Here is a 21112-nt window from a genome sequence, read left to right as displayed (position 1 = left end):
ATCCGTCCGCGTTGTGCTTCACCATGACACGCGTCGGAATCATCGGAGCAGGACACATCGGATCGGCCCTCGCGAAGGGCCTCGTCGACCGAGGGTACGAGGTGGCGATCGCCAACTCCCGGGGGCCGGAGACGCTCGCAGACCTCGTCGCCGAACTCGGTCCGAAGGCGCACGCCGCCACGGCGGCGGATGCGGCCGCCTTCGGCGAGTGGGCCATCGTCACGGTCCCGCTGAAGGCCATCGACCAGCTGCCGGTCGCGGAGCTCTCGGGCAAGCTCGTCGTCGACACGAACAACTACTACTGGGAGCGGGACGGCCGCATCCAGGTGCTCGAGGACAAGCAGACCACGACGAGCGAGATGCTGCAGGAGCGTCTGCCCGAATCCACCGTCGTGAAGGGCTTCAACCACATCGTGGCGGCCCAGATCAACACCGACGGCACCCCCGCGGGCACCGAGAACCGCCGGGCGCTGGCGACCGCCGCCGACACGGACGAGGGCCTCGCCTTCATCACCGCCCTCTACGACGAGTTCGGCTACGACACGGTCACGACCGGGTCGCTGTCCGAGAGCTGGCGCGTCGAGCGCGATCAGCCCGCCTACGTCGTGCGCCAGAACGCCGACGAGCTGCGCGCCAACCTGGCCCGCGCCACCCGCTGACCCGCATCCGGGCCACGCCCTACTCACCGCGAGGCTGCATCTCTCGCACGAGATCACGGGTAAACACAGTGATCTCGTGACGGAAATGCAGTCTCGCGGGCTCGGTAGGGGGGACGAGGGCGGGTTACACGGAGGAAGAGGAGGCGCGACGGGATGCGGCGCGCACCGGGATGAGCATCGCCAGGCCGATGGCCAGCACCAGCACGATGCCGAGGATGCCCCAGTACTGCTCGCCGCCGATGACCACGAACAGCCCGAACGCGCTGGGCGCGAGGAACACCGCAGCGCGGCCCGTGGTGGCGTAGAGGCCGAAGACCTCGCCCTCGCGTCCGGGCGGGATGAGTCGGGCGAGAAAAGTGCGGGATGCGGACTGCGCCGGCCCGACGAACAGGCACAGGATCAGGCCGAACACCCAGAACATGCTCGCCCCTCCGGCGTGGAAGATGAAGATGCACGAGCCGCTGACGATGAGTCCGGTGAGCGCGACGAGGATCAGCGGCTTCGGGCCGAAGCGGTCGTCGAGAGGCCCCGAGGCGATGGTCGCGAGGCCGGCGACCACGTTCGCCGCGATGGCGAAGATGATGACCTCGCCCGGGCTGAAGCCGAAGGTGCCCGCCGCCAGCACTCCGCCGTACGTGAAGACGCCCGTCAGCCCGTCGCGGAACACCGCGCTGGAGAACAGGAAGTACACCGTGTGGCGGCTCTCGCGCCACAGCTTGGCGATGTTGCGGAACAGCAGCGCGTAGGACGCGAAGAACCCGACGCGTTCTGTCTCGATCGGACGCAGGAGCGTGTTCTCGGGCACGGCGATCAGCACGGGGATCGCGGACAGGCCGAACCACACCGCGGCGACGATCATCGACACGCGCACGGCCCAGCCGTTCTCGCTCGTCACGCCGAACAGCCCGACCTCGGGGCTGATGAAGCCGAAGTAGACGATGAGCAGCAGCACGATGCCGCCGAGATAGCCCATGCCCCAGCCGAAGCCCGACACCTTGCCGACGGTGCTCGGCGTCGACACCTGCGCGAGCATCGCGTTGTAGTTCACGGATGCGAGCTCGAAGAACACCGTGCCGATCGCGAGCAGCGCGAGGCCGAGCCAGAGAAACGCCGGGTCGGGCGCGACGAGCGACATGAGAGCGAGCATCAGCACGACCACGGCCGTGTTGACGGCGAGCCAGCGCTTGCGGTGCGCCGACACGTCGGAGCGCTGACCGGTGACCGGAGCCGTGAGCAGCACGACGATGCCGGCCGCGGCGAGGGCGAACGACATGGCCGCCGAGGTGCCTGCCGTGCTCCCGAACGAGCTGCTGGTCAGGTAGACCGTGAACACGAAGGTCGTGGCGACCGCGTTGAACGCCGCCGATCCCCAGTCCCACAGTCCCCAGGCGATCACCGGTCCGCGCCGGGTGCGTTCGGGTGCGGGAGTGCCGGCGACGGAGGCCGCCGCGGCTTCCGCGGGGGCCGGGACAGGCTTGTCGGACATGTCGGGCACGGTAGAACCTCTCGGTGAACAGCCGGTGCCGCGGATGGGCCGGCCCGCGTCGTCGCGGTGCGCTCAGCGTAACGGCTGGCGGACGCCGCCTCGACGAACAAAGTTGAGCGCATTCATATCAAGTTCACTTGACGCTCAGGTTCGATGTGTCTATCCTTGAGTCATCGCGGCTCAACCTGAGTCGGCGAGCAGATTTCACACACATCGGGCCGTCGCATCTCGCGAGGGTCTTTGCAAAGGGAGAGGGAAACACATGCCCCGTGCAGTAGGTATCGACCTCGGTACGACGAACTCCGTCGTCAGCGTCCTCGAGGGCGGCGAGCCGAAGGTCATCGCGAACGCGGAAGGCTTCCGCACCACCCCGTCCGTCGTCGCCTTCACCAAGGACGGCGAGGTTCTGGTGGGTGAGACCGCCAAGCGTCAGGCCGTCACCAACGTCGACCGCACGCTCACCTCGGTCAAGCGCCACATGGGCACCGACTGGAAGACGCAGGCGATCGACGGCAAGCAGTACACGCCGCAGGAGATCTCGGCCCGCATCCTCCAGAAGCTCAAGCGCGACGCCGAGCAGTACCTCGGTGACAGCGTCACGGATGCGGTCATCACCGTTCCGGCGTACTTCAACGACGCCGAGCGCCAGGCCACGAAGGAGGCCGGCGAGATCGCGGGCCTGAACGTCCTGCGCATCATCAACGAGCCCACCGCTGCGGCTCTGGCCTACGGCCTCGACCGCGGCAAGGAGGACGAGCTCATCCTCGTCTTCGACCTCGGTGGCGGCACCTTCGACGTGTCCCTCCTCGAGGTGGGCAAGGACGACGACTTCTCGACGATCCAGGTGCGCTCCACGGCCGGTGACAACCGCCTCGGCGGTGACGACTGGGACCAGCGCGTCGTCGACTACCTCATCACGCAGTTCCGCCAGACCACCGGCGTCGACGTCTCGGGCGACAAGATCGCGCTCCAGCGCCTCAAGGAGGCCGCGGAGCAGGCGAAGAAGGAGCTGTCGAGCTCGACCTCGACCTCGATCAACCTCCCCTACCTGTCGCTGACCGACTCGGGCCCCGTGTCGCTGAGCGAGACCCTCTCGCGTGCCAAGTTCGAGGACCTCACCAAGGACCTCCTCGATCGCACGAAGAAGCCCTTCGACGACGTCATCCGCGAGGCCGGCATCAAGGTCGACGACATCGACCACGTCGTGCTGGTCGGTGGTTCGACCCGCATGCCGCAGGTGACCGAGCTCGTCAAGAAGCTCACCGGTGGCAAGGAGCCCAACAAGGGCGTCAACCCGGACGAGGTCGTCGCCGTCGGCGCCGCCCTGCAGGCCGGCGTGCTGAAGGGTGAGCGCAAGGACGTGCTGCTCATCGACGTCACCCCCCTGAGCCTCGGCATCGAGACCAAGGGCGGCATCATGACCAAGCTCATCGAGCGCAACACGGCCATTCCGACCAAGCGCAGCGAGACCTTCACGACCGCCGACGACAACCAGCCGTCGGTCGCGATCCAGGTCTTCCAGGGCGAGCGCGAGTTCACCCGCGACAACAAGCCGCTCGGCACGTTCGAGCTGACCGGCATCGCTCCCGCGCCCCGCGGCATCCCGCAGGTCGAGGTCACCTTCGACATCGACGCGAACGGCATCGTCCACGTCTCGGCGAAGGACAAGGGCACCGGCAAGGAGCAGTCGATGACCATCACGGGCGGCTCGTCGCTTCCCAAGGAGGACATCGAGCGCATGGTGCGCGAGGCCGAGGAGCACGCCGCCGAGGACAAGAAGCGGCGCGAGTCGGCTGAGACCCGCAACCAGGCCGAGACCCTCTCGTACTCCGTCGACAAGCTGATCTCCGAGAACGCCGACAAGCTGCCCGCCGAGGTCAAGGACTCCGTGCAGGCCGACGTCGACGCGCTGAAGGCAGCGCTCGCCGGTGAGGACGACGACGCGGTCAAGACCGCGTTCGACAAGCTGAACCAGAGCCAGAGCCAGCTGGGCGAGGCCCTGTACCAGGCCGCACAGGCCGAGGGTCAGCCCGCCGACCCGTCCGCCACCGACCCGGGCAGCGGCACCACGCCGAACCCCGAGGAGGACGTCATCGACGCCGAGGTCGTCGACGACGAGGACGAGAAGAAGTAAGAGATACGACCATGACGGACAAGAACTTCGAACAGTCGGACGACGGCGACGAGGTTCGGCCCGGCGAGGAGGGGTCGGAGGCGCAGGCCTCCGACCCCGCTTCGCAGGAGCCGGAGCTGACGGTCGACGACATCCTGGGTGCCGAGCAGAACGCGGATGCGGCGGCGGAGGACCCCGACCTGCTGGGAGATCTCAAGCGCCTGCAGGCCGAGTACGCCAACTACCGGCGTCGCACCGAGGAGCAGCGGGAGGTGGAGATCGAGCGCGCGAAGGGCTCGGTGGCCAAGAACCTGCTGCCCGTGCTCGACGATCTCGACCGTGCTGCCAAGCACGGCGACCTCGCCGAGGGCACCCCGTTCGCGGCGATCGCCGAGAAGCTGCGCGGCGTGGCCGAGCGCATGGGCCTGGTCACCTACGGTGCGGCCGGCGAGGCGTTCGACCCGCAGCAGCACGAGGCGATCTTCCAGCAGCCGACACCCGGTCAGACCGAGGCGACGATCCTCGAGGTGGTCGAGGTCGGTTACCGACTCGGCTCCGTCGAGCTGCGCCCCGCGAAGGTCGTGGTCGCCGTGCCGGCGGACTAGGAGGAGAACGTGGCCAGTCAGGACTGGTTCGACAAGGACTTCTACGCGGTGCTCGGCGTCGCGAAGGACGTCTCCGACGCCGATCTGAAGAAGACGTACCGCAAGCTCGCCCGCCAGTACCACCCGGATTCGAACCCCGGGGATGCGGCGGCCGAGGCGCGCTTCAAGGAGATCAGCGAAGCGTACTCGGTGCTCAGCGACAAGGAGCAGCGCGAGGAGTACGACCAGATGCGCGCCATGGGCTCCGGCGCCCGCTTCACCGCGGGCGGTGCGGGTGCGGGCGGTTTCGAGGACGTGTTCTCGCGCTTCGGCCAGGGCCGCGGGGGCAGCCAGTTCGACGCGGGCGGTTTCGAGGACTTCTTCACGATGTTCGACCGCGGCGGATCGAGCTCGTTCGGAACGGGCCGCTTCGGTCAGACCTCGGGCGGCTACCGCGGCTTCGGCGGACCCACCAAGGGCGCCGACGTCACGGCGCGCACGACGCTCGACTTCGCGACGGCCGTGGGCGGCGAGACGATCACGCTCCAGGGCGAGGACGGCAAGCCGTTCAAGGTGAAGATCCCCGCCGGCGTCGCCGACGGGCAGAAGATCCGGCTCCGTGGCCGCGGGCGCCCCTCGCCCGACGGCGGCGAGGCCGGCGACATCGTCGTGCAGGTCTCGGTGCGGCCGCATCCGGTCTTCACGCGCGACGGGCTCAACCTGCGCCTGACCGTGCCGATCACCTTCACCGAGGCCGTGCTCGGCGCGACCATCGAGGTCCCCACCCTGGGCGGCGACCCGGTGCGCCTGCGCGTGGCTCCGGGGACGCCTTCGGGTCGGGTCCTTCGGGTGAAGGGACGCGGCGTGCACACCCAGAAGGGCACGGGCGATCTGCTCGCCGAGGTGCAGGTGGCGGTGCCCGCCCACCTCGACGACGCGGCCAAGGAGGCACTCGAGCGCTTCCAGGAGCTCGAGCCCAAGGAGAACCCGCGCGCCGAGCTGATGGCCAAGGCGCGCAACTGACGAACGATCCGCGGATGCGGTATCCGGATCCGGATGCCGCACCCGCGGGTCACGAGATGATCGGGGCAAGGAGGTGAGCGGGATGGACGAGAACGAGATCGACGACGAGGCGCCGGTGTTCGCGATCGCGACGGCCGCGGAACTCGCCGGCATGCACCCGCAGACCCTGCGTCAGTACGACCGGCTCGGACTGGTCGTGCCCGGACGCACCAAGGGCGGCTCGCGCCGGTACTCGGTGCGCCACATCGAGCAGCTGCGCGAGGTCTCGCGCCTGTCGGCGGACGGCATGAGCCTGCCCGCCATCGCCCGCATCATCGAGCTCGAGAACCGCGTGCGTGAGCTTCACGGCCGCGTGCGCGACCTGGAGAACGCGATGCGCGCCGAGCTCGATCGCAGGCCCGGAGCGCGCGTGTTCGCGGCCGGCCCCTCGGGCTCGGTGGTGTCGCTGCGCTCGGGCACGCGCGTGCGCCGCTCCACCGAGATCGTGGTCTGGAGACCGCGGCGCGAACTGCCTCCCGCGGACTGAGTCCGCGCCGCGGTGGATTTGACCCGTGGACAAGCGCGGTGCAACGCTGACTGTTAACCGACGACAGTGAGGTGCTCGTGTCCGATCTCCGCCCCCTTGCGATGGGTGACCAGATAGCCCATCGCCTTCGCGTCGAGATCATCAAGGGGATCATCCCCGCCGATACGCACCTCGCCGAGGATGCCCTCGCCACGCGTTTCGACGTCAGCCGCGGTCCCGTTCGCGATGCTCTGCGGCACCTGGAGGCGGAGGGACTGGTCGAGGATCGCCGCAAACGCATCTACACGCGCGCCGTCGGCATGACCGACATCGAAGAGCTGTACATGCTGCGCGAGGTGCTGGAGTCCCTCGCCATCCGGCTCGCCATCGCCAACGCCAGTTCCAAGGACTGGGACCGCGTGCAGGCGATCGTCGACGACATGGCGGCGGCCGCCGAGAGCGACGACGGCGAGCGTTTCGCGGATGCGGACATGCAGTTCCACACGAGCTTCTACGTCAACGCGCGCAACCGCCGGCTGATGGAGGCGTGGCGCCCGTACCAGCGCATCTTCGCGATCCTGTTCGAGCTCAGCGACACGAGCGACATCGCTTCGGCAACAGCCGATCATCAGGGCTTTCTCGATGTGATCCGCACCGGCGACGCCGATGCCGCCGTCAAGCGGCTGCATCTGCACCTGACCCTCGCCAAGGGTCACGTGCGTGACGCCCTGCGCAGCCTGCCCGACGCCGCGCACTGACGGCCCCGTCGTCGATCCCCGTCTGGCGGGGCATTTGACACGGCCCTCGCGCTGTCCTATGTTGACTGTTAACAGAAAACAGATCGTTCAACGGTGACCGGTCGCTCCGCCTGGAGCAGCCCCGACCCGTTTCGAGGAGGGGCTTCCAGATGGCAGGACACGATTCGATCGCACCGGTGGGTGCAGGTCGCACCGTCATCGTCGGACCGGTCCGCTACCCGGCCCTGTGCGCCTCCGGCCGTGCGCTGCTTCTCGAGCACGGCTTCACGCTCGTGGAGAACGAGTCCACCGTGCCGTGGACGGCCGACGAACTGCACGCCCGCATCGCGGATGCGGATGCCGCCGTCGCCGGCGTCGAGGTCTACGACGCCGATGCCCTCGATCGCGCCGACCGGCTGCAGATCATCTCTCGCCTCGGTGTGGGACTCGACAACATCGACCTCGACGCGGCGCGCGCCCGCGACATCCGCGTCGTGAACGTCCCCGGCGGCAACGCCGCAGCCGTCGCCGAACTGGCGATCGGCTTCATGCTGGCGCTGCTGCGCCGCATCCCCGAGCTGGACGCCGCGACCAAGAACGGTCGCTGGGACCGTTACGTCGGCCGCGAGCTCGCGGGAAAGAGCATCGGTCTCATCGGCTTCGGCGCCATCGCGCAGACCGTCGCCCGCCGTCTCGCCGGCTTCGATGTCGACCTCGTGGCCTTCGATCCGTTCGCCGACCGCCAGGCGGCCGAGCGCCTGGGCGTGCGCCTCGTGGACCGTGTCACGGAGGTCGTGCGCGACGTCGACATCGTCTCGGTGCACGCCCCGCACACGCCCGACACCCACCACACGGTCGACGACGAGCTGATCGCCGCGATGCGCCCCGGAACGCTCCTCATCAACACGAGCCGCGGCGGCCTGGTCGACGAGGCCGCGGTCGTGCGCGGACTCGCTTCCGGCCGTATCGGCGGGGTAGGACTGGATGTGTTCGAGGTGGAGCCCGTCGCCGCGGACAATCCCCTCTTCTCCTTCCCCAACGTCGTCGTGGCCCCCCACGCCGCCGCCGACAGCGCGGAGGCGTACGAGCGTATCGGCCTCGCCACCGCGCAGGCCATCGTCGACGTCTTCGCGGGCCGTGTGCCGGCCGCCCTCGCCTTCTGACCCGAACCCACGCACCACCCACCTCCTGAAAGGAACAACGATGTTCACGACACGCAGACCCCGTCGGCTGGTCATCGGTATCGCCGCCGGCGCCGTCGCGGCCCTGGGCCTCACTGCCTGCGCCAGCGGCACAGGCGACGCGGGCGATTCCGCCGACGTCTCCGAGATCACGGTCGTCGCCGCCAACAGCCCCTGGGTCGAAGGTCTGAAGACCCTTGGCACCCAGTACGAGCAGGAGACCGGCGTCAAGGTCAACATCGAGGCCTACGGCAACGAGCAGCTCAACGACAACTACAAGGTCAAGCTCAACGCCCAGTCCGCTGACTTCGACGTCATGGCCTTCCAGGTGCAGGACGTCATGCGCGAGTTCTCGCGCAACGGATGGCTCACCGACATGACCGAGCAGGTCGAGAGCGACGCCGACTGGAACTGGGAGGACTTCCAGTCCGCTGCCCGTGACGCGGTGGAGCTCGACGGGGTCGTCTACGGCGTCCCCGTCATGACCGAGCGACAGATCGTCTACTACCGCACCGACCTGCTCGAGGCGGCCGGCATCCCGGTGCCCAAGACGCTCGATGAGCTGAAGTCGGCGGCCGCAGCCCTCAACGACCCGGACAACGGAATGTACGGAATCGCCATGCGCGGCTCCCGCGTGCCGCTTGTCACGCAGCTGTCGTCGTTCCTCTACAGCTTCGGCGGCGACTTCCAGGACAAGGACGGCAACGCCAGCGTCGACACCCCGGAGGCGAAGAAGGCCTACGAGTTCTACGGCGACCTGCTGCGCCAGTCGGGCCCTCCCGGAGCCACCAACATGGGCTGGGTCGAGGCATCCGCCCTCTTCGCGCAGGGCAAGGCGGCGTTCTACATCGACGCCGACAGCCAGGCGTACACCTTCCTGGACGCCGACAACAGCGCCGTCGTCGACACGGTCGGCTTCGCGCAGTTCCCCGAGGGGCCGGCCGGCTCGAAGTTCTACAACATCGTCCCGCAGACCGTCGGCATCAACGCCTTCTCCAAGAAGAAGGAGGCCGCGTGGGAGTTCATCAAGTGGGTCACCAACGAGGAGAACACCAAGTGGCTGCTGGCCAACGAGACGGTTCCCGGCGCGCGTGAGTCCGCCTGGAACGACGCCGAGGCCACCGCATCCTTCCCCGCCGGTCTCGTCGAGATCATCCAGAACGTGGGCGACCACGGCGTCGGCCACGACCGCCCGCAGCTCGAGCAGGTCGCCGCGGCCCGCGAGATCGTCGGCGGTCCCGCCATCACCGCGATCGAGGGGGGCGACGTCGCAGACGCCGCCAAGACCGCGAACACGCAGTTCCAGGAACTGCTCGATTCCGAGAAGTGATCTCACGGCCCCGGGCGGCGCTCGCCGCCCGGGGCCACCCGGACCAAGGAGGCTCCGTGTCCTCGCTCACCGCGCGCAGGTCGACGTTCGGCAACCGCGCACTCAACTGGATCGACGCTCGCCTGAAGTGGATCCTGATCGTCCCGTCGGTGCTGTTCATCGCGCTGCTGATCGCCTTCCCGATCGGTTACACGGTCTTCCTCTCCCTCACCGACTCGGCGGGCGCCGTCACCCGGCCCTTCTCGTTCGTCGGCCTCGACAACTACGTCACCTGGCTCGGCGACACCGACCGGTTCTGGCCGGCTGTGGGCCGCACCGCCTACTTCACGGTCCTGGCGCTGGGCATCGAGCTCATCCTGGGGCTGGCGATCGCGCTCCTGCTGCGCAAGACCTTCCGGGGTCAGGGCCTGGTTCGCGTGTTCATCCTGCTGCCGCTGGTTGCCACACCCGTCGCCGTCGGCATGATGTGGCTGCTGATCTTCGAGCCGTCCATCGGCTTCGCCAACAGCGTCATGCAGTTCCTCGGTCTCCCGCGCCAAGGTTGGCTCAGCGATCCCTCGACCGCGTTGAACACCCTCGTCTTCATCGACGTCTGGCAGTGGACGCCGATGGTCATCCTGATCCTCCTCGCCGGTCTGTCGACCCTGCCGGAAGAGCCCGACGAGGCGGCGCGGGTGGACGGCGCGAACGCGTGGCAGCGCTTCCGTCACATCACCCTGCCGCTGCTCGCGCCCGTGATCGGCGCGGCCGCCATCCTGCGCTCCATCGATGCGATGAAGACCTTCGACATCATCTACGCCACCAAGGGCATCGGCGGCGGCTCGAGCCACGAGGCCGAGACGCTCAACATCCTCGCCTACGGGCAGGCGTTCCAGTTCTCGCAGTACGGCAAGGCATCGGCGCTGCTGATCCTCTTCTTCCTGCTGATCGTGGTGGTGCTGCTGGCCCTCGCGATCCTTCGCAAGAAAGGAACCCGGGTATGAGTGAGACCCGCGCCCTCGTCCAGCCCGTCGGCCGTCGCGGCCTTCGCGCTGCCACCCCCAAGCGCCGCCCCCGCCGCCCGATCGACGTCGCCGGGCAGACCGCGCGCGTCGTCGGAATCGTCGCCGTCGTGCTCGCCTTCCTCGTGCCGCTCGTGTGGATGCTGCTGGCCAGCTTCAAGCGCAACCTCGACGTCGTGAACCCGGACAAGATGTTCGCGTTCGAGCCGACGCTCAAGAACTACGAGACCGTCTTCACCGTGCAGAACTTCCTGCCGGTCATCGGCAACAGCCTGCTCGTCGGCGTGGGGGCCACCCTGCTCGCGCTCGTGATCGGCGTGCCGGCGGCGTACGGCATCGCCCGGTACAAGGTACGCAGCACGACCGGCTTCCTGCTGATGGCGCGTGTGATCCCCGGCGTCAGCCTGCTGATCCCGTGGTACTTCCTGTTCTCGCAGGTACAGCTCGTCGGCAGCTACACGGTGCTGATCCTCACGCACCTGTTCGTGACCATGCCGCTCGTGGTGGCCATCATGTCGAGCTTCTTCGACGGCATCCCGACGGAGCTGGAGGAGGCCGCGCAGATCGACGGCTCAAGCAAGATCGGCGCCTTCGTCCGCGTCGTGCTGCCCCTGTCGCTGCCGGGCATCGCGACGGCGTCGATCCTGTCGTTCATCTTCAGCTGGAACAACTTCCTGTTCGCCCTGGTGCTCTCCAGCCAGTCCACCCGCACGCTGCCGGTCGCGATCGTGAACTTCACGAGCTACGCGTCGGTCGACTGGGGCGGGCTCATGGCCGCCGCCGTGGTCATCACCGTCCCGGTCATGATCGTCGCGCTGTTCGCGCAGCGCTACGTCGTCAGCGGTCTGACCGCCGGCGCGACCAAGGGCTGAGATGGGCGAGGCAACACGCACCGCCTGGGTCGTCGGCGGCGGTACCGGCATCGGTCGCGCCGCGGCCCAGGCGCTCGCTCGCGACGGTTTCCACGTCGTCGTCTCGGGCCGCCGGGCGGCGGAGCTGGACACGACCCTCGACGCGGTCCACCAGAGCGGCGGTGCCGCATCCGCGCTCGTGCTCGACGTCACCGACGACGATGCCGTGCAGGATGCGGCCGCGCGTCTCACCGAGACCCACGGCCTCATCGACACCCTGGTCTACTGCGCGGGCACGAACGTCGCCGGACGGTTCTGGGACCAGGTGTCGGCGACCGACATCGCGCACGTCATGGACGTGAATCTGCAGGGCGCGGTGCGCGCGGTCCACGCGGTGCTGCCCGGGATGCGGGCCGCCGGCGCGGGACTCGTCGTGCTGGTCTCCTCGTGGGCCGCGTGGCGCCACTCGCCGGGCGCGGGCGCCGCCTACGCCATGAGCAAGACCTCGCTCGGCGTGATGGCCGAGACGCTCAACGCCCAGGAGCGGCTGCACGGCATCCGTGCCACGCACCTGTGCCCCGGGGAGGTGGCCACCGACATCCTCGATACCCGGCCGAACCCGCCCTCCGCCGAGGCCCGCGCCCTCATGCTCGCGCCCGACGACGTGGGCGACGCCGTCGCCTGGATCGCCCGCCAGCCCCCGCGCGTCTGCGTGAACGAGCTGGTCCTGACTCCCACCGCCAACACCTCCTACGCGTGAGCGGCTCGCTCCGCATCCTCTCGAAAGGCATCGACATGACCCGTCGCGACATCGTGACCGCCATCCCCACCAGCTTCCACGCCGACGGCTCGCTGGATCTCGACGGCAGCCGCTCGATCTTCCGGTACGTCGGCGACTCCGGCAACGAGGGCGCCTTCGTGCTGGGCACCACGGGCGAGTTCCCCGCGGTCGACGACGACGAGTTCGCGCAGCTCATCCGCGCCGCGGTCGAGGAGCTCGCGGGTCGCATGCGCGTCATCGCCCACGTCGGCCAGCCGAGCGCCTACGAGGCCGTGCGCCGCGTGAAGATCGCGAAGGATGCCGGCGTGACCGAGTTCGCCGCCCTCACGCCCTACTACCTGCCCGCTGCCGAGTCCGCCGTCTACGACTACTTCGTCCAGGTCGCGGCAGCGGTGGGCGACGGCGCCCTGTACGTCTACATCTATCCGCGACGCAGCGGCATCACGGTGAGCCCGGAGCTGCTGGCTCGCCTCGCCGAGCTTCCCGCGGTGGTGGGGGCGAAGGTCAGTGAGCTCAGCCTGGACGAGCTCGCCGCGTACCGCGCGGTCGTGCCGAACGACTTCATCCTCTACACGGGTGCCGACAAGGATCTCGTCGCCGCCGGTCAGGTCGGCGCGCAGGGCGTCGTCTCCGGCGTCTCCTCCGTGCTGCCGAAGCCGTTCCGAGCGCTCGCAGCCGCGGCGGACACCGGCGACGCGCAGAAGATCGCGCAGGCCCAGGCCGCCGTCGACGACATCGTCTCGATCATCGGCGGGGACATGGCCCGGATGAAGGCCGCCTACCGGACGATGGGCGTCGCCGACGGCACTTGCCGCATGGCTCTCATGCAGCCCGACGAGGCGGCGCTCGCCGAGATCGAGCGCGTCATCGCGACGTACCGCTGAGCCCGCCGTGGCTTCGTCGATCGCCGTGCTCGGCAGCGCCAACATGGATCTCGTCGTCCGGGTGGCATCCACGGTGCGTCCGGGGGAGACCGTCAGCGGGTCGTCGTTCGCGACGGGACCGGGCGGGAAGGGGCTGAACCAGGCCGTCGCCGCCGCCCGTGCCGGGGCGAGCGTCTGCTTCCTCGGCGCGGTCGGCACGGACGAGTTCGGCGGCCGTCTGCGCGGTTTCCTCCTCGCGCAGGGGATCGACGCATCCGGGCTCGTGCCGAGCGCGGAGCCCACGGGGATCGCCGCCATCACGGTCACCGACGACGGCGAGAACGCCATCGTCGTCGTTGCGGGCGCGAACGGGGACGACCGGTTGTCCGACTCGGACCGGGCGGCGATCGCCGGTGCCGGGCATCTCGTCGTCCAGCTGGAGCGGCCTGTCGCGCTCGTGGTCGAGGCCATGCGCTGGGCGCGCGGACACGGCGTGACGACGGTGCTCACACCGGCACCCGTGCCCGAGTCCCACATCGACGAGCTGATCTCGCTGAGCGACATCCTTCTGGTCAACGAGCACGAGGCGGCCGCGCTGAGCGGCGACCCGGATGCGGCCGGGGCTGCCCGCGTGCTCAGCCGTGCCGCCGGGACGGTCGTCGTGACCCTCGGGGCCCAGGGCGCGCTGGTCGCGCAAGGCGGCGAGATCACGGCGACCGTGGCTGCGCGCCCCGTGGCCGTCGTCGACACCACCGGTGCGGGCGACACCTTCGCCGGCGTGCTGATCGCCTGGCTCGCCGCCGGCGCCACGCTCCACTCCTCACTCGAGGCCGCGTCCGCCGCGGCCGCTCTCACCGTCACCCGTCCGGGGGCCGCGGCGTCGATGCCGCACCGCGCCGACATCCTCACCGCTCTGCAAGGAGATCGATCATGACCTACACCCTCCCCACCGCACCCGCCGCTCTCGTGGCGCCGCCGCGCACCGCGTACCTGATCTCGTCGGGCGACCTCCGCGAATCGGCGAACGTCGCCGGCTGGCCCGCGCAGGTCGAGCTGGAGGCCGCCGTGACGCGCGTGCTCGGCGACCTCGGATGGAGCGTGGTCAGGGCCAACGACGTCGACCCCGCAACCGGCCACGGATTCATCTCGAGCCAGCGCATGGGCATGGAGGTGTTCAAGAGCATCCCCGCCGAGGCGCCGCTCATCGTCGCCGAGGCGGTGTGGCAGTACTCGCACCACGTGCTCGCGGGGTTGCGCACCCACCGCGGTCCGATCCTCACGGTCGCGAACTTCGCCGGAGAGTGGCCGGGTCTCGTGGGTCTGCTCGGGCTGAACGCGGGCCTCACCAAGATGGGCACGCCCTACGCCACGATCTGGTCGGTCGACTTCGCGGACGACTGGTTCCGCGAAGGGTTGCTCGAGTGGACGCGCACCGGTCGCATCACCCACGACACCTCCCACGTGCGGGCGCTGCCGACGCTGCCCGAGAGCCCGGAGCGAGAGCTCGGCGAGGCGATCGGCCGACAGCTGCGCGAGGAGAAGGCCATCATCGGCGTCTTCGACGAAGGCTGCATGGGCATGTACAACGCCATCTTCGACGACGAGCTGCTGAACCCGACCGGCATCTACAAGGAGCGCCTGTCGCAGTCCGCGCTCTACGCCGAGATGCTCGCCGTCACGGATGCGGACGCCGACGCCGCGTTCGACTGGCTGATCGATCGGGGGATGACGTTCCGCTTCGGCGAGGATCCGGCCACCGAGCTGACCCGCGAGCAGGTCCAGTGGCAGCTGAAGATGTACGTCGCCGCGCTGCGCATCGCGGACGACTTCGGTCTGGATGCGGTCGGCATCCAGTACCAGCAGGGGCTGAAGGACCTCGTGCCCGCATCCGATCTCGCCGAGGGCATCCTCAACACGAGCGAGCGGCCGCCGGTGTTCTCGCGCGACGGACGCCGCGAACTGCACGCGGGCCGTGCGCTGCCGCACTTCAACGAGGCCGATGAGGGTGTGGCGGTCGACGCGCTCGTGACCGACCGCGTGTGGCGTGCGATGGGGCTCGTGCCCGACAACACGCTGCACGACGTGCGGTGGGGCGAGGAGTTCGACGGCGAGTTCGTCTGGGTCTACGAGATCTCGGGGTCGGTTCCCGCATCCCACCTCGGCGGCTGGGACAAGGCAGAGGGGTGGCGGCAGGGACACGTCTTCTTCCCCGCGGGCGGCGCGACGATCAACGGCGTGAGCAAGCCGGGCGAGCTCGTCGTCTCGCGTGTCTTCATCGCCGAGGGCGTGCTGCAGGCCGACATCTTCCGGGCCAGCGCGGTGGAGCTGCCCGAGGAGGAGACCCGCCGCCGTAAGGAGGCTACGAACCCCGAGTGGCCCATCGCCCACGTCGTGCTGCACGGCATCGGTCGCGACCAGTTCATGGCCCGTCACAAGGCGAACCACGCGCAGGTCGTCTACGCACCGGATGCCGAGACCGCCGACCGTGCGCTGATCGCGAAGGCCGCGGCCTTCGACGCGATGGGCATCCGGGTGAACCTGGTCGGCGACGTCGCCGTGTGAGGGGGGCGGGCGCGCTCTAGAGTGCAGGTGTGCACGGGGATGGGCAGCAACGTCGCGCGGGAGTGAACCCGCGCGGTGAGACCGCGGCCACGGCACGGTGGGAGCGGATGACCTACTGGCCGCTGACGATCGCGGCGCTCGTGTTCATCCTCACCCAGACCGTGCACGTCATCGCCGATGTGTCCGGGGTGGCAGAGGTCATCACCTCGTCGATCCTCACGATCACCTGGGCGATGTTCATCGTCGACTACCTCGCGCGCCTCGCGATGTCGCGTCCGAAGGGGCGATGGTTCCGCACGCACCTGTTCGACCTCGCGGTGGCGCTGCTGCCGATCCTCCGGCCGGTGCGCCTGCTCGGCGCACTCACCCGCATCGCCTCGTTCACCCGTACCGCGGCAAGCTCGCTGCGGGCGCGGATGCTCGTGTACGGCATCGCGGCCGCCCTGCTGCTGATCTGGACGGCGGCGCTCGCCGTGCTGGAGGTCGAGCGCCACGCGGCGGACAGCAACATCCGCAGCTTCGGAGACGCGGTCTGGTGGGCGTTCTGCACGGTGACGACGGTCGGATACGGAGACTTCACCCCGGTCACGGTGCCGGGACGCGTCGTCGCGGTGGCGCTCATGATGGGAGGCGTGGTGCTCGTCGGCCTCATCGTGGCGACGTTCTCCTCGTGGGTCATGGAGCGTGTCACCCGCGGCCATCAGGAGCAGCTGCCCGCCACCCGGGCCGACGTCGCGCGGCTCGAGCAGGAGCTCGCGGCAGCCCGCGCGGCGCTCGCCGCGGCGGAGAAGTCCACGCCCTGAGCGAAATCCTCCCGCCGGCGGATGCGGGGTGTCGGGGGTCCGGCCTAACCTGTGCACGGCGTGTGAACCGCGCTCCGCCTGGGGAGGCACCGTGCTCGTAAAACTCCTGGTGCGCTATCTCGCGCCCTACCGCTGGTGGCTGCTGGCTCTGCTGGTCTTCCAGTTCGCCTCCGCCATGGCGTCGCTCTACCTGCCGCGTCTGAACGCCGACATCATCGACAACGGCGTCGCCCGCGGCGACACCGGCTACATCTGGTCGACCGGCACGATCATGCTGGTCATCTCGCTCGGGCAGATCACCGCATCCGTCATCGCCACCTTCTTCGCCGCCCGTGCCGCGATGTCGGCCGGCCGCGACATCCGGCGCGACGTGTTCCAGAAGGTCAGCGGGTTCTCCGAGCGCGAGGTGTCGCAGTTCGGCCCGGGCTCGCTCATCACCCGCAACACGAACGACGTCCAGCAGGTGCAGATGCTCGCGATGATGGGCTCCACGATGCTCGTCACCGCCCCCTTGCTGGCCATCGGCGGCATCGTGATGGCCGTGCAGCAGGATGTGGGGCTGAGCTGGCTGATCGCCGTGGCGGTGCCCGCCCTGCTGGTCGTGGCGGGGCTCATCATCGCCCGGATGGTGCCGTTGTTCCGGCAGTTCCAGAAGAAGCTCGACGCCGTCAACCGGGTCATGCGAGAGCAGCTGACCGGCGTGCGGGTCGTGCGCGCGTTCGTGCGCGAGTCGATCGAGGCCGAGCGCTTCCGTCTCGCGAACACCGACATCATGGTCATCGGACGCAAGGTCGGATCCCTCTTCGTGCTCCTCTTCCCGCTTGCGATGCTGGTGCTGAACGTCACGGTCGTCGGAGTGATCTGGTTCGGCGGTCGTCAGATCGACGCGGGGGGCGTCGAGATCGGAACGCTCTTCGCGTTCATGCAGTACGTCGGGCAGATCCTCATGGGAGTGCTCATGGCGAGCTTCATGACGATCATGATCCCGCGCGCCGCGGTGTCCGCCGAGCGCATCGGCGAGGTGCTCGACGCCGAGGGAGGGCTCGCTCGGCCGTCACAGCCCGTCACGGTCTTTCCCGCACCCGGTGCCCTCGAACTCGACGATGTGTCGTTCAGCTACCCCGGCGCGAACGCCCCCGTGCTGCAGGGCATCTCCTTCCACGCGGCGCGCGGCGAGACGGTCGCGATCGTCGGGTCCACGGGTTCCGGCAAGTCCACACTCGTCTCGCTCATCCCGCGACTCTTTGACGTGACGGGAGGTGCCGTGCGGGTGGCGGGCGTCGATGTGCGCGAGGCGGATCTCGATGTGCTGTGGAAGGGCGTCGGCCTCGTGCCGCAACGCCCGTTCCTGTTCACCGGAACCGTCGCCTCCAACCTCCGCTTCGGCCGTGAGGATGCGAGCGACGACGAGCTGTGGGAGGCGCTCGAGATCGCCCAGGCGAGGGACTTCGTGTCCGAGATGTCCGGTGGCCTCGAGGCGACCATCGCGCAGGGCGGCACGAACGTCTCGGGGGGCCAGCGTCAGCGCCTGGCGATCGCGCGGGCGATCGTGCACCGCCCCGACCTGTTCGTCTTCGACGACTCCTTCTCCGCGCTCGACCTGCGCACCGACGCGCGGCTTCGCCAAGCGCTCTGGGAACGCCTGCCGGAGGTGACCAAGATCGTCGTCGCGCAGCGGATCTCGACGGTCACCGGCGCCGACCGCATCGTCGTGCTCGACGGCGGTCGCATGGTGGGCGTGGGCACGCACGAGGAGCTGCTCGCCGACAACGACACGTATCGAGAGATCGTCGAGTCGCAGCTGGGGGTGGACGCATGAGCACGCCCGACGCGCTGACAGAGGAAGAGCGCCTGGAACTGGAGCTCGCCGAGCAGGCGCGCCAGAACTCGGGCAGCTGGGACTCCGTCGCACCCGGCAAGGCCGCGAACTTCGGCAGGTCGTTCCTGCGGCTGGTCGGACTCCTGAAGCCCCATGCCGTCGCCTTCACGCTCGTCTCTCTGGCAGGCGCCGCGGGTGTCGTGCTGGCCGTCATCGCCCCGCGCGTGCTCGGCGAGGCGACCAACGTCATCTTCGAGGGCGTCGTCTCGGCAGGACTGGGCGGTCAGTTCCCCGCGGGCACCTCGCAGGCCGATGTGGTCGCCGCGCTGCAGGCGGCGGGGCAGGGGGACATCGCGAACATCGTCGGCGCCATGCCGAACTTCGCGGTGGGGGCGGGCATCGACTTCGAACGACTGCGGGTGGTCACGATGGCCGCACTCGCGATCTACATCGCCTCCGCCGTGCTCACCTGGTTCCAGGGCTACGTCATCAACGTGATCATGGTGCGCACGATGTGGCGCCTGCGCGAGTCCGTCGAGGCGAAGATCAACCGCCTGCCGCTGTCGTACTTCGACCGCGTGCAGCGCGGTGAGCTCATCTCCCGCGTCACGAACGACATCGACAACATCACCCAGACGATGCAGCAGTCGCTCTCGACCGTGGTGACGTCTGTTCTGACGGTCGTCGGCGTGCTCGTGATGATGTTCTCCATCTCGTGGCAGCTCGCGCTCGTCGCGCTCGTGTCGCTTCCGCTCATGGCGGTCATCTTCGGTGTCATCGGACCGAAATCGCAGAAGTCCTTCGCCCTGCAGTGGCGCAAGGTGGGGCGGCTCAACGCCCGCGTCGAGGAGTCCTTCTCGGGCCACGCGCTCGTCAAGGTCTACGGGCGCGAGGCGGATGCGCGCGAGAAGTTCCAGGCCGAGAACGAGGAGCTGTACCGGGCGAGCTTCCGGGCGCAGTTCCTCTCGGGCATCATCATGCCGGGCATGATGTTCGTCGGAAACCTCACCTACGTCGGCATCGCGGTGCTCGGTGCGTTGATGGTGGCATCGGGGCAGCTGCGCCTCGGCGACGTGCAGGCCTTCATCCAGTACTCGCAGCAGTTCACGCAGCCACTGTCGGAGCTGGGTGGGATGGCAGCCGTCATCCAGTCGGGCACCGCATCCGCGGAGCGTGTGTTCGATCTGCTCGACGCCGAGGAGCAGGAGCCCGACTCCGACGACGCTCCCGCACCCGCGGGGGGCCGAGGAGTCATCGAGTTCCAGAACGTCGCCTTCTCGTACTCGCCCGACAAGCCCCTCATCACCGACCTGTCGTTCCGGGTCGAGCCCGGACAGACGGTGGCGATCGTCGGGCCCACCGGCGCCGGAAAGACGACGCTGGTCAACCTGATCATGCGCTTCTACGAGCTCGACGGCGGTCGCATCCTCCTCGACGGGCAGGACATCGCCGAACTCACCCGTGACGATGTGCGCTCGCGCACCGGCATGGTGCTGCAGGACCCGTGGCTGTTCGCGGGATCCATCCGCGAGAACATCCGCTATGGTCGCGCGAACGCCACCGATGAAGAGGTGGTCGAGGCCGCCGTCGCGACCCGCGTCGATCCGTTCGTGCAGACTCTGCCCGACGGGTATGACACGGTGCTGGACGAGGATGCGGCGAACGTCTCGGCAGGAGAGAAGCAGCTCATCACGATCGCCCGCGCGTTCGTCGCTCGTCCTGAGGTGCTGATCCTCGACGAGGCCACCAGCTCGGTCGACACCCGCACCGAGCTCCTGTTGCAGCACGCGATGGCGGCGCTGCGCGAGGGGCGCACCTCGTTCGTGATCGCGCACCGGCTCTCGACGATCCGCGATGCGGATCTCATCCTTGTGATGGAGCACGGCGACATCGTCGAAAAGGGCACGCACGAGCAGCTCATCGCCGCGGAGGGTGCCTACTGGCGTCTGTACCGCTCGCAGTTCGAGCAGGCGGCGACGGAGCTGGTCGAGGAGGCCGCCGCGGCGCCGGAAGCGACGACGGATGCGGCGGCCGAAGCCGTGGCCCCGGAAGACGTCCCCTCGGCTCCTGTTCCGCCGACGGCGCCGCCCGCCCCGGGCGTGCCCTCGAGCTGAGCCCGGCCGCCCGGTCCGTCGTGACCGGGCGGCTAGGCCGGGTCGATGCGCAGGATGTCGGGCGACTCGCCGATCGGCAGATCGTCGACCGCCCGCAGCGTGCGGGCGAGCGCGTCGACGGCCGGGACCGCCGTCTTCACGCGCTCGCGGTCTCCGAAGACCGCGGTCAGCGTGACGAGGTGCGTGCCGATGTCCCAGGTGTAGGTCGCGAACGGCGGCGCCTTGGGGTTCGAGGGCAGGTCCATGAGCAGACGCTCGCCCGTGCCGAGGTGCGGATTGCGGAAGTCCTCGGTGTCGTCGTACTCCATCGGCATCATGGCGCGAGCGGTCCGCAGCTGCGGCGTCGCCTCCTGCACCTGCGCGAGCACGACGACGAGCTCGGGGTCTGCGCGCCACATCCACGCCAGGACGCGTCCGGCGGCCCGCCTCATGAGCAACGGCGTCGCCTGGCTCACGAGCCAGGCCGCGAAGCCGCTGCCGGTGCGCTGCTCGGTGCCCGCGGCGAGCGAGCCCTGTGCCATCAGCATCCGCAGCGCCTTCTTGCGGTGGCGACGTCCGCGCAACCCCAACGATTCGGTGACGGCGACCCACTGGGCCTCATCGGCGTCGGCCTGCAATCGCATCATGACAACCAGAGTAGGCGGGGTGCCTCGGTGGTGCTCAGGAGGGCTCCGGTAGACTCGCGATGCCTGCGCACCCC

General features: G+C 69.1%; 19 protein-coding genes. 17 read left to right on the top strand and 2 right to left on the bottom strand.

Going from position 1 to position 21112, the window contains the following annotated elements; translation table 11 throughout:
* Positions 1-23 precede the first annotated feature (23 nt).
* A complete protein-coding gene (locus tag QE374_RS08455; RefSeq protein WP_309733930.1) occupies positions 24-659 on the top strand; it encodes an NAD(P)-binding domain-containing protein in 636 nt (211 codons plus the stop codon).
* Between the two features lie 124 nt (positions 660-783).
* Here QE374_RS08455 and QE374_RS08450 read toward each other — a convergent pair whose 3' ends face one another.
* Positions 784-2145 carry an MFS transporter gene (locus QE374_RS08450; protein ID WP_309733929.1) on the bottom strand — a complete coding sequence of 454 codons (1362 nt, stop codon included), beginning with the start codon at positions 2143-2145 and terminating at the stop codon, positions 784-786.
* Between the two features lie 262 nt (positions 2146-2407).
* On the opposite strand from QE374_RS08450, the gene dnaK reads away from it, so the two are divergent.
* The 16 genes from dnaK to QE374_RS08370 all read left to right on the top strand — a co-directional run bounded on the left by dnaK (position 2408) and on the right by QE374_RS08370 (position 20412).
* Positions 2408-4279, top strand: coding sequence for a molecular chaperone DnaK (gene dnaK / locus QE374_RS08445; protein ID WP_309733928.1), 1872 nt, complete (start codon positions 2408-2410; stop codon positions 4277-4279).
* 11 nt (positions 4280-4290) lie between these two features.
* Positions 4291-4863, top strand: a complete 573-nt coding sequence (locus QE374_RS08440; protein ID WP_309733926.1) for a nucleotide exchange factor GrpE — start codon at positions 4291-4293, stop codon at positions 4861-4863.
* 9 nt (positions 4864-4872) lie between these two features.
* Positions 4873-5865: a DnaJ C-terminal domain-containing protein gene (locus QE374_RS08435; protein WP_309733924.1), complete on the top strand. Its 993-nt coding sequence runs from the start codon at positions 4873-4875 to the stop codon at positions 5863-5865.
* Between the two features lie 82 nt (positions 5866-5947).
* Entirely contained in the window at positions 5948-6391 is a 444-nt protein-coding gene (locus tag QE374_RS08430) for a heat shock protein transcriptional repressor HspR (protein WP_309733922.1), read from the top strand.
* Between the two features lie 77 nt (positions 6392-6468).
* Complete coding sequence (locus QE374_RS08425; protein ID WP_234073982.1) at positions 6469-7128, top strand: GntR family transcriptional regulator; 660 nt, start codon at positions 6469-6471, stop codon at positions 7126-7128.
* A 149-nt stretch (positions 7129-7277) separates the two neighbouring features.
* Complete coding sequence (locus QE374_RS08420) at positions 7278-8270, top strand: phosphoglycerate dehydrogenase (protein ID WP_309733920.1); 993 nt, start codon at positions 7278-7280, stop codon at positions 8268-8270.
* A gap of 40 nt (positions 8271-8310) precedes the next feature.
* Positions 8311-9618 (top strand): sugar ABC transporter substrate-binding protein, encoded by a 1308-nt coding sequence (locus tag QE374_RS08415; RefSeq protein WP_309733918.1) that lies wholly within the window; start codon positions 8311-8313, stop codon positions 9616-9618.
* Between the two features lie 56 nt (positions 9619-9674).
* Entirely contained in the window at positions 9675-10601 is a 927-nt protein-coding gene (locus QE374_RS08410) for a sugar ABC transporter permease (RefSeq protein ID WP_309733917.1), read from the top strand.
* Positions 10598-11491: a carbohydrate ABC transporter permease gene (locus QE374_RS08405; RefSeq protein ID WP_309733915.1), complete on the top strand. Its 894-nt coding sequence runs from the start codon at positions 10598-10600 to the stop codon at positions 11489-11491. The genes QE374_RS08410 and QE374_RS08405 overlap by 4 nt, the downstream gene beginning before the upstream one ends.
* A 1-nt stretch (position 11492) precedes the next feature.
* On the top strand, positions 11493-12230 hold the full coding sequence (locus QE374_RS08400) for an SDR family NAD(P)-dependent oxidoreductase (protein ID WP_309733914.1): 738 nt from the start codon (positions 11493-11495) through the stop codon (positions 12228-12230).
* Positions 12227-13135 carry a dihydrodipicolinate synthase family protein gene (locus tag QE374_RS08395; protein ID WP_309733912.1) on the top strand — a complete coding sequence of 303 codons (909 nt, stop codon included), beginning with the start codon at positions 12227-12229 and terminating at the stop codon, positions 13133-13135. The genes QE374_RS08400 and QE374_RS08395 overlap by 4 nt, the downstream gene beginning before the upstream one ends.
* Before the next feature lie 7 nt (positions 13136-13142).
* Complete coding sequence (locus QE374_RS08390; RefSeq protein ID WP_309733910.1) at positions 13143-14048, top strand: ribokinase; 906 nt, start codon at positions 13143-13145, stop codon at positions 14046-14048.
* Entirely contained in the window at positions 14045-15676 is a 1632-nt protein-coding gene (locus QE374_RS08385; RefSeq protein WP_309733909.1) for a fucose isomerase, read from the top strand. The genes QE374_RS08390 and QE374_RS08385 overlap by 4 nt, the downstream gene beginning before the upstream one ends.
* Before the next feature lie 29 nt (positions 15677-15705).
* Positions 15706-16479 carry an ion channel gene (locus tag QE374_RS08380; protein ID WP_309733907.1) on the top strand — a complete coding sequence of 258 codons (774 nt, stop codon included), beginning with the start codon at positions 15706-15708 and terminating at the stop codon, positions 16477-16479.
* A 91-nt stretch (positions 16480-16570) separates the two neighbouring features.
* On the top strand, positions 16571-18298 hold the full coding sequence (locus QE374_RS08375) for an ABC transporter ATP-binding protein (protein ID WP_309733906.1): 1728 nt from the start codon (positions 16571-16573) through the stop codon (positions 18296-18298).
* Positions 18295-20412, top strand: a complete 2118-nt coding sequence (locus tag QE374_RS08370) for an ABC transporter ATP-binding protein (protein WP_309733905.1) — start codon at positions 18295-18297, stop codon at positions 20410-20412. The genes QE374_RS08375 and QE374_RS08370 overlap by 4 nt, the downstream gene beginning before the upstream one ends.
* A gap of 32 nt (positions 20413-20444) precedes the next feature.
* Here QE374_RS08370 and QE374_RS08365 read toward each other — a convergent pair whose 3' ends face one another.
* Entirely contained in the window at positions 20445-21038 is a 594-nt protein-coding gene (locus QE374_RS08365) for a hypothetical protein (protein ID WP_309733903.1), read from the bottom strand.
* Positions 21039-21112: the final 74 nt, after the last annotated feature.

Origin of the sequence: Microbacterium sp. SORGH_AS_0428, from assembly GCF_031453615.1 — a bacterium.
GTDB lineage: Bacteria > Actinomycetota > Actinomycetes > Actinomycetales > Microbacteriaceae > Microbacterium.
This window is presented reverse-complemented; position numbering and strand designations above follow the sequence as displayed.

Excerpts from the sequence above, each read along its gene's own strand:
- QE374_RS08365 (WP_309733903.1), bottom strand. The coding sequence starts at position 21,038 with ATGATGCGATTGCAGGCCGACGCCGATGAGGCCCAGTGGGTCGCCGTC.
- QE374_RS08415 (WP_309733918.1), top strand. The coding sequence starts at position 8,311 with ATGTTCACGACACGCAGACCCCGTCGGCTGGTCATCGGTATCGCCGCC.
- QE374_RS08405 (WP_309733915.1), top strand. The coding sequence starts at position 10,598 with ATGAGTGAGACCCGCGCCCTCGTCCAGCCCGTCGGCCGTCGCGGCCTT.
- QE374_RS08370 (WP_309733905.1), top strand. The coding sequence starts at position 18,295 with ATGAGCACGCCCGACGCGCTGACAGAGGAAGAGCGCCTGGAACTGGAG.
- QE374_RS08450 (WP_309733929.1), bottom strand. The coding sequence starts at position 2,145 with ATGTCCGACAAGCCTGTCCCGGCCCCCGCGGAAGCCGCGGCGGCCTCC.
- QE374_RS08455 (WP_309733930.1), top strand. The coding sequence starts at position 24 with ATGACACGCGTCGGAATCATCGGAGCAGGACACATCGGATCGGCCCTC.
- QE374_RS08430 (WP_309733922.1), top strand. The coding sequence starts at position 5,948 with ATGGACGAGAACGAGATCGACGACGAGGCGCCGGTGTTCGCGATCGCG.
- QE374_RS08400 (WP_309733914.1), top strand. The coding sequence starts at position 11,493 with ATGGGCGAGGCAACACGCACCGCCTGGGTCGTCGGCGGCGGTACCGGC.
- QE374_RS08385 (WP_309733909.1), top strand. The coding sequence starts at position 14,045 with ATGACCTACACCCTCCCCACCGCACCCGCCGCTCTCGTGGCGCCGCCG.
- QE374_RS08420 (WP_309733920.1), top strand. The coding sequence starts at position 7,278 with ATGGCAGGACACGATTCGATCGCACCGGTGGGTGCAGGTCGCACCGTC.
- QE374_RS08440 (WP_309733926.1), top strand. The coding sequence starts at position 4,291 with ATGACGGACAAGAACTTCGAACAGTCGGACGACGGCGACGAGGTTCGG.
- dnaK (WP_309733928.1), top strand. The coding sequence starts at position 2,408 with ATGCCCCGTGCAGTAGGTATCGACCTCGGTACGACGAACTCCGTCGTC.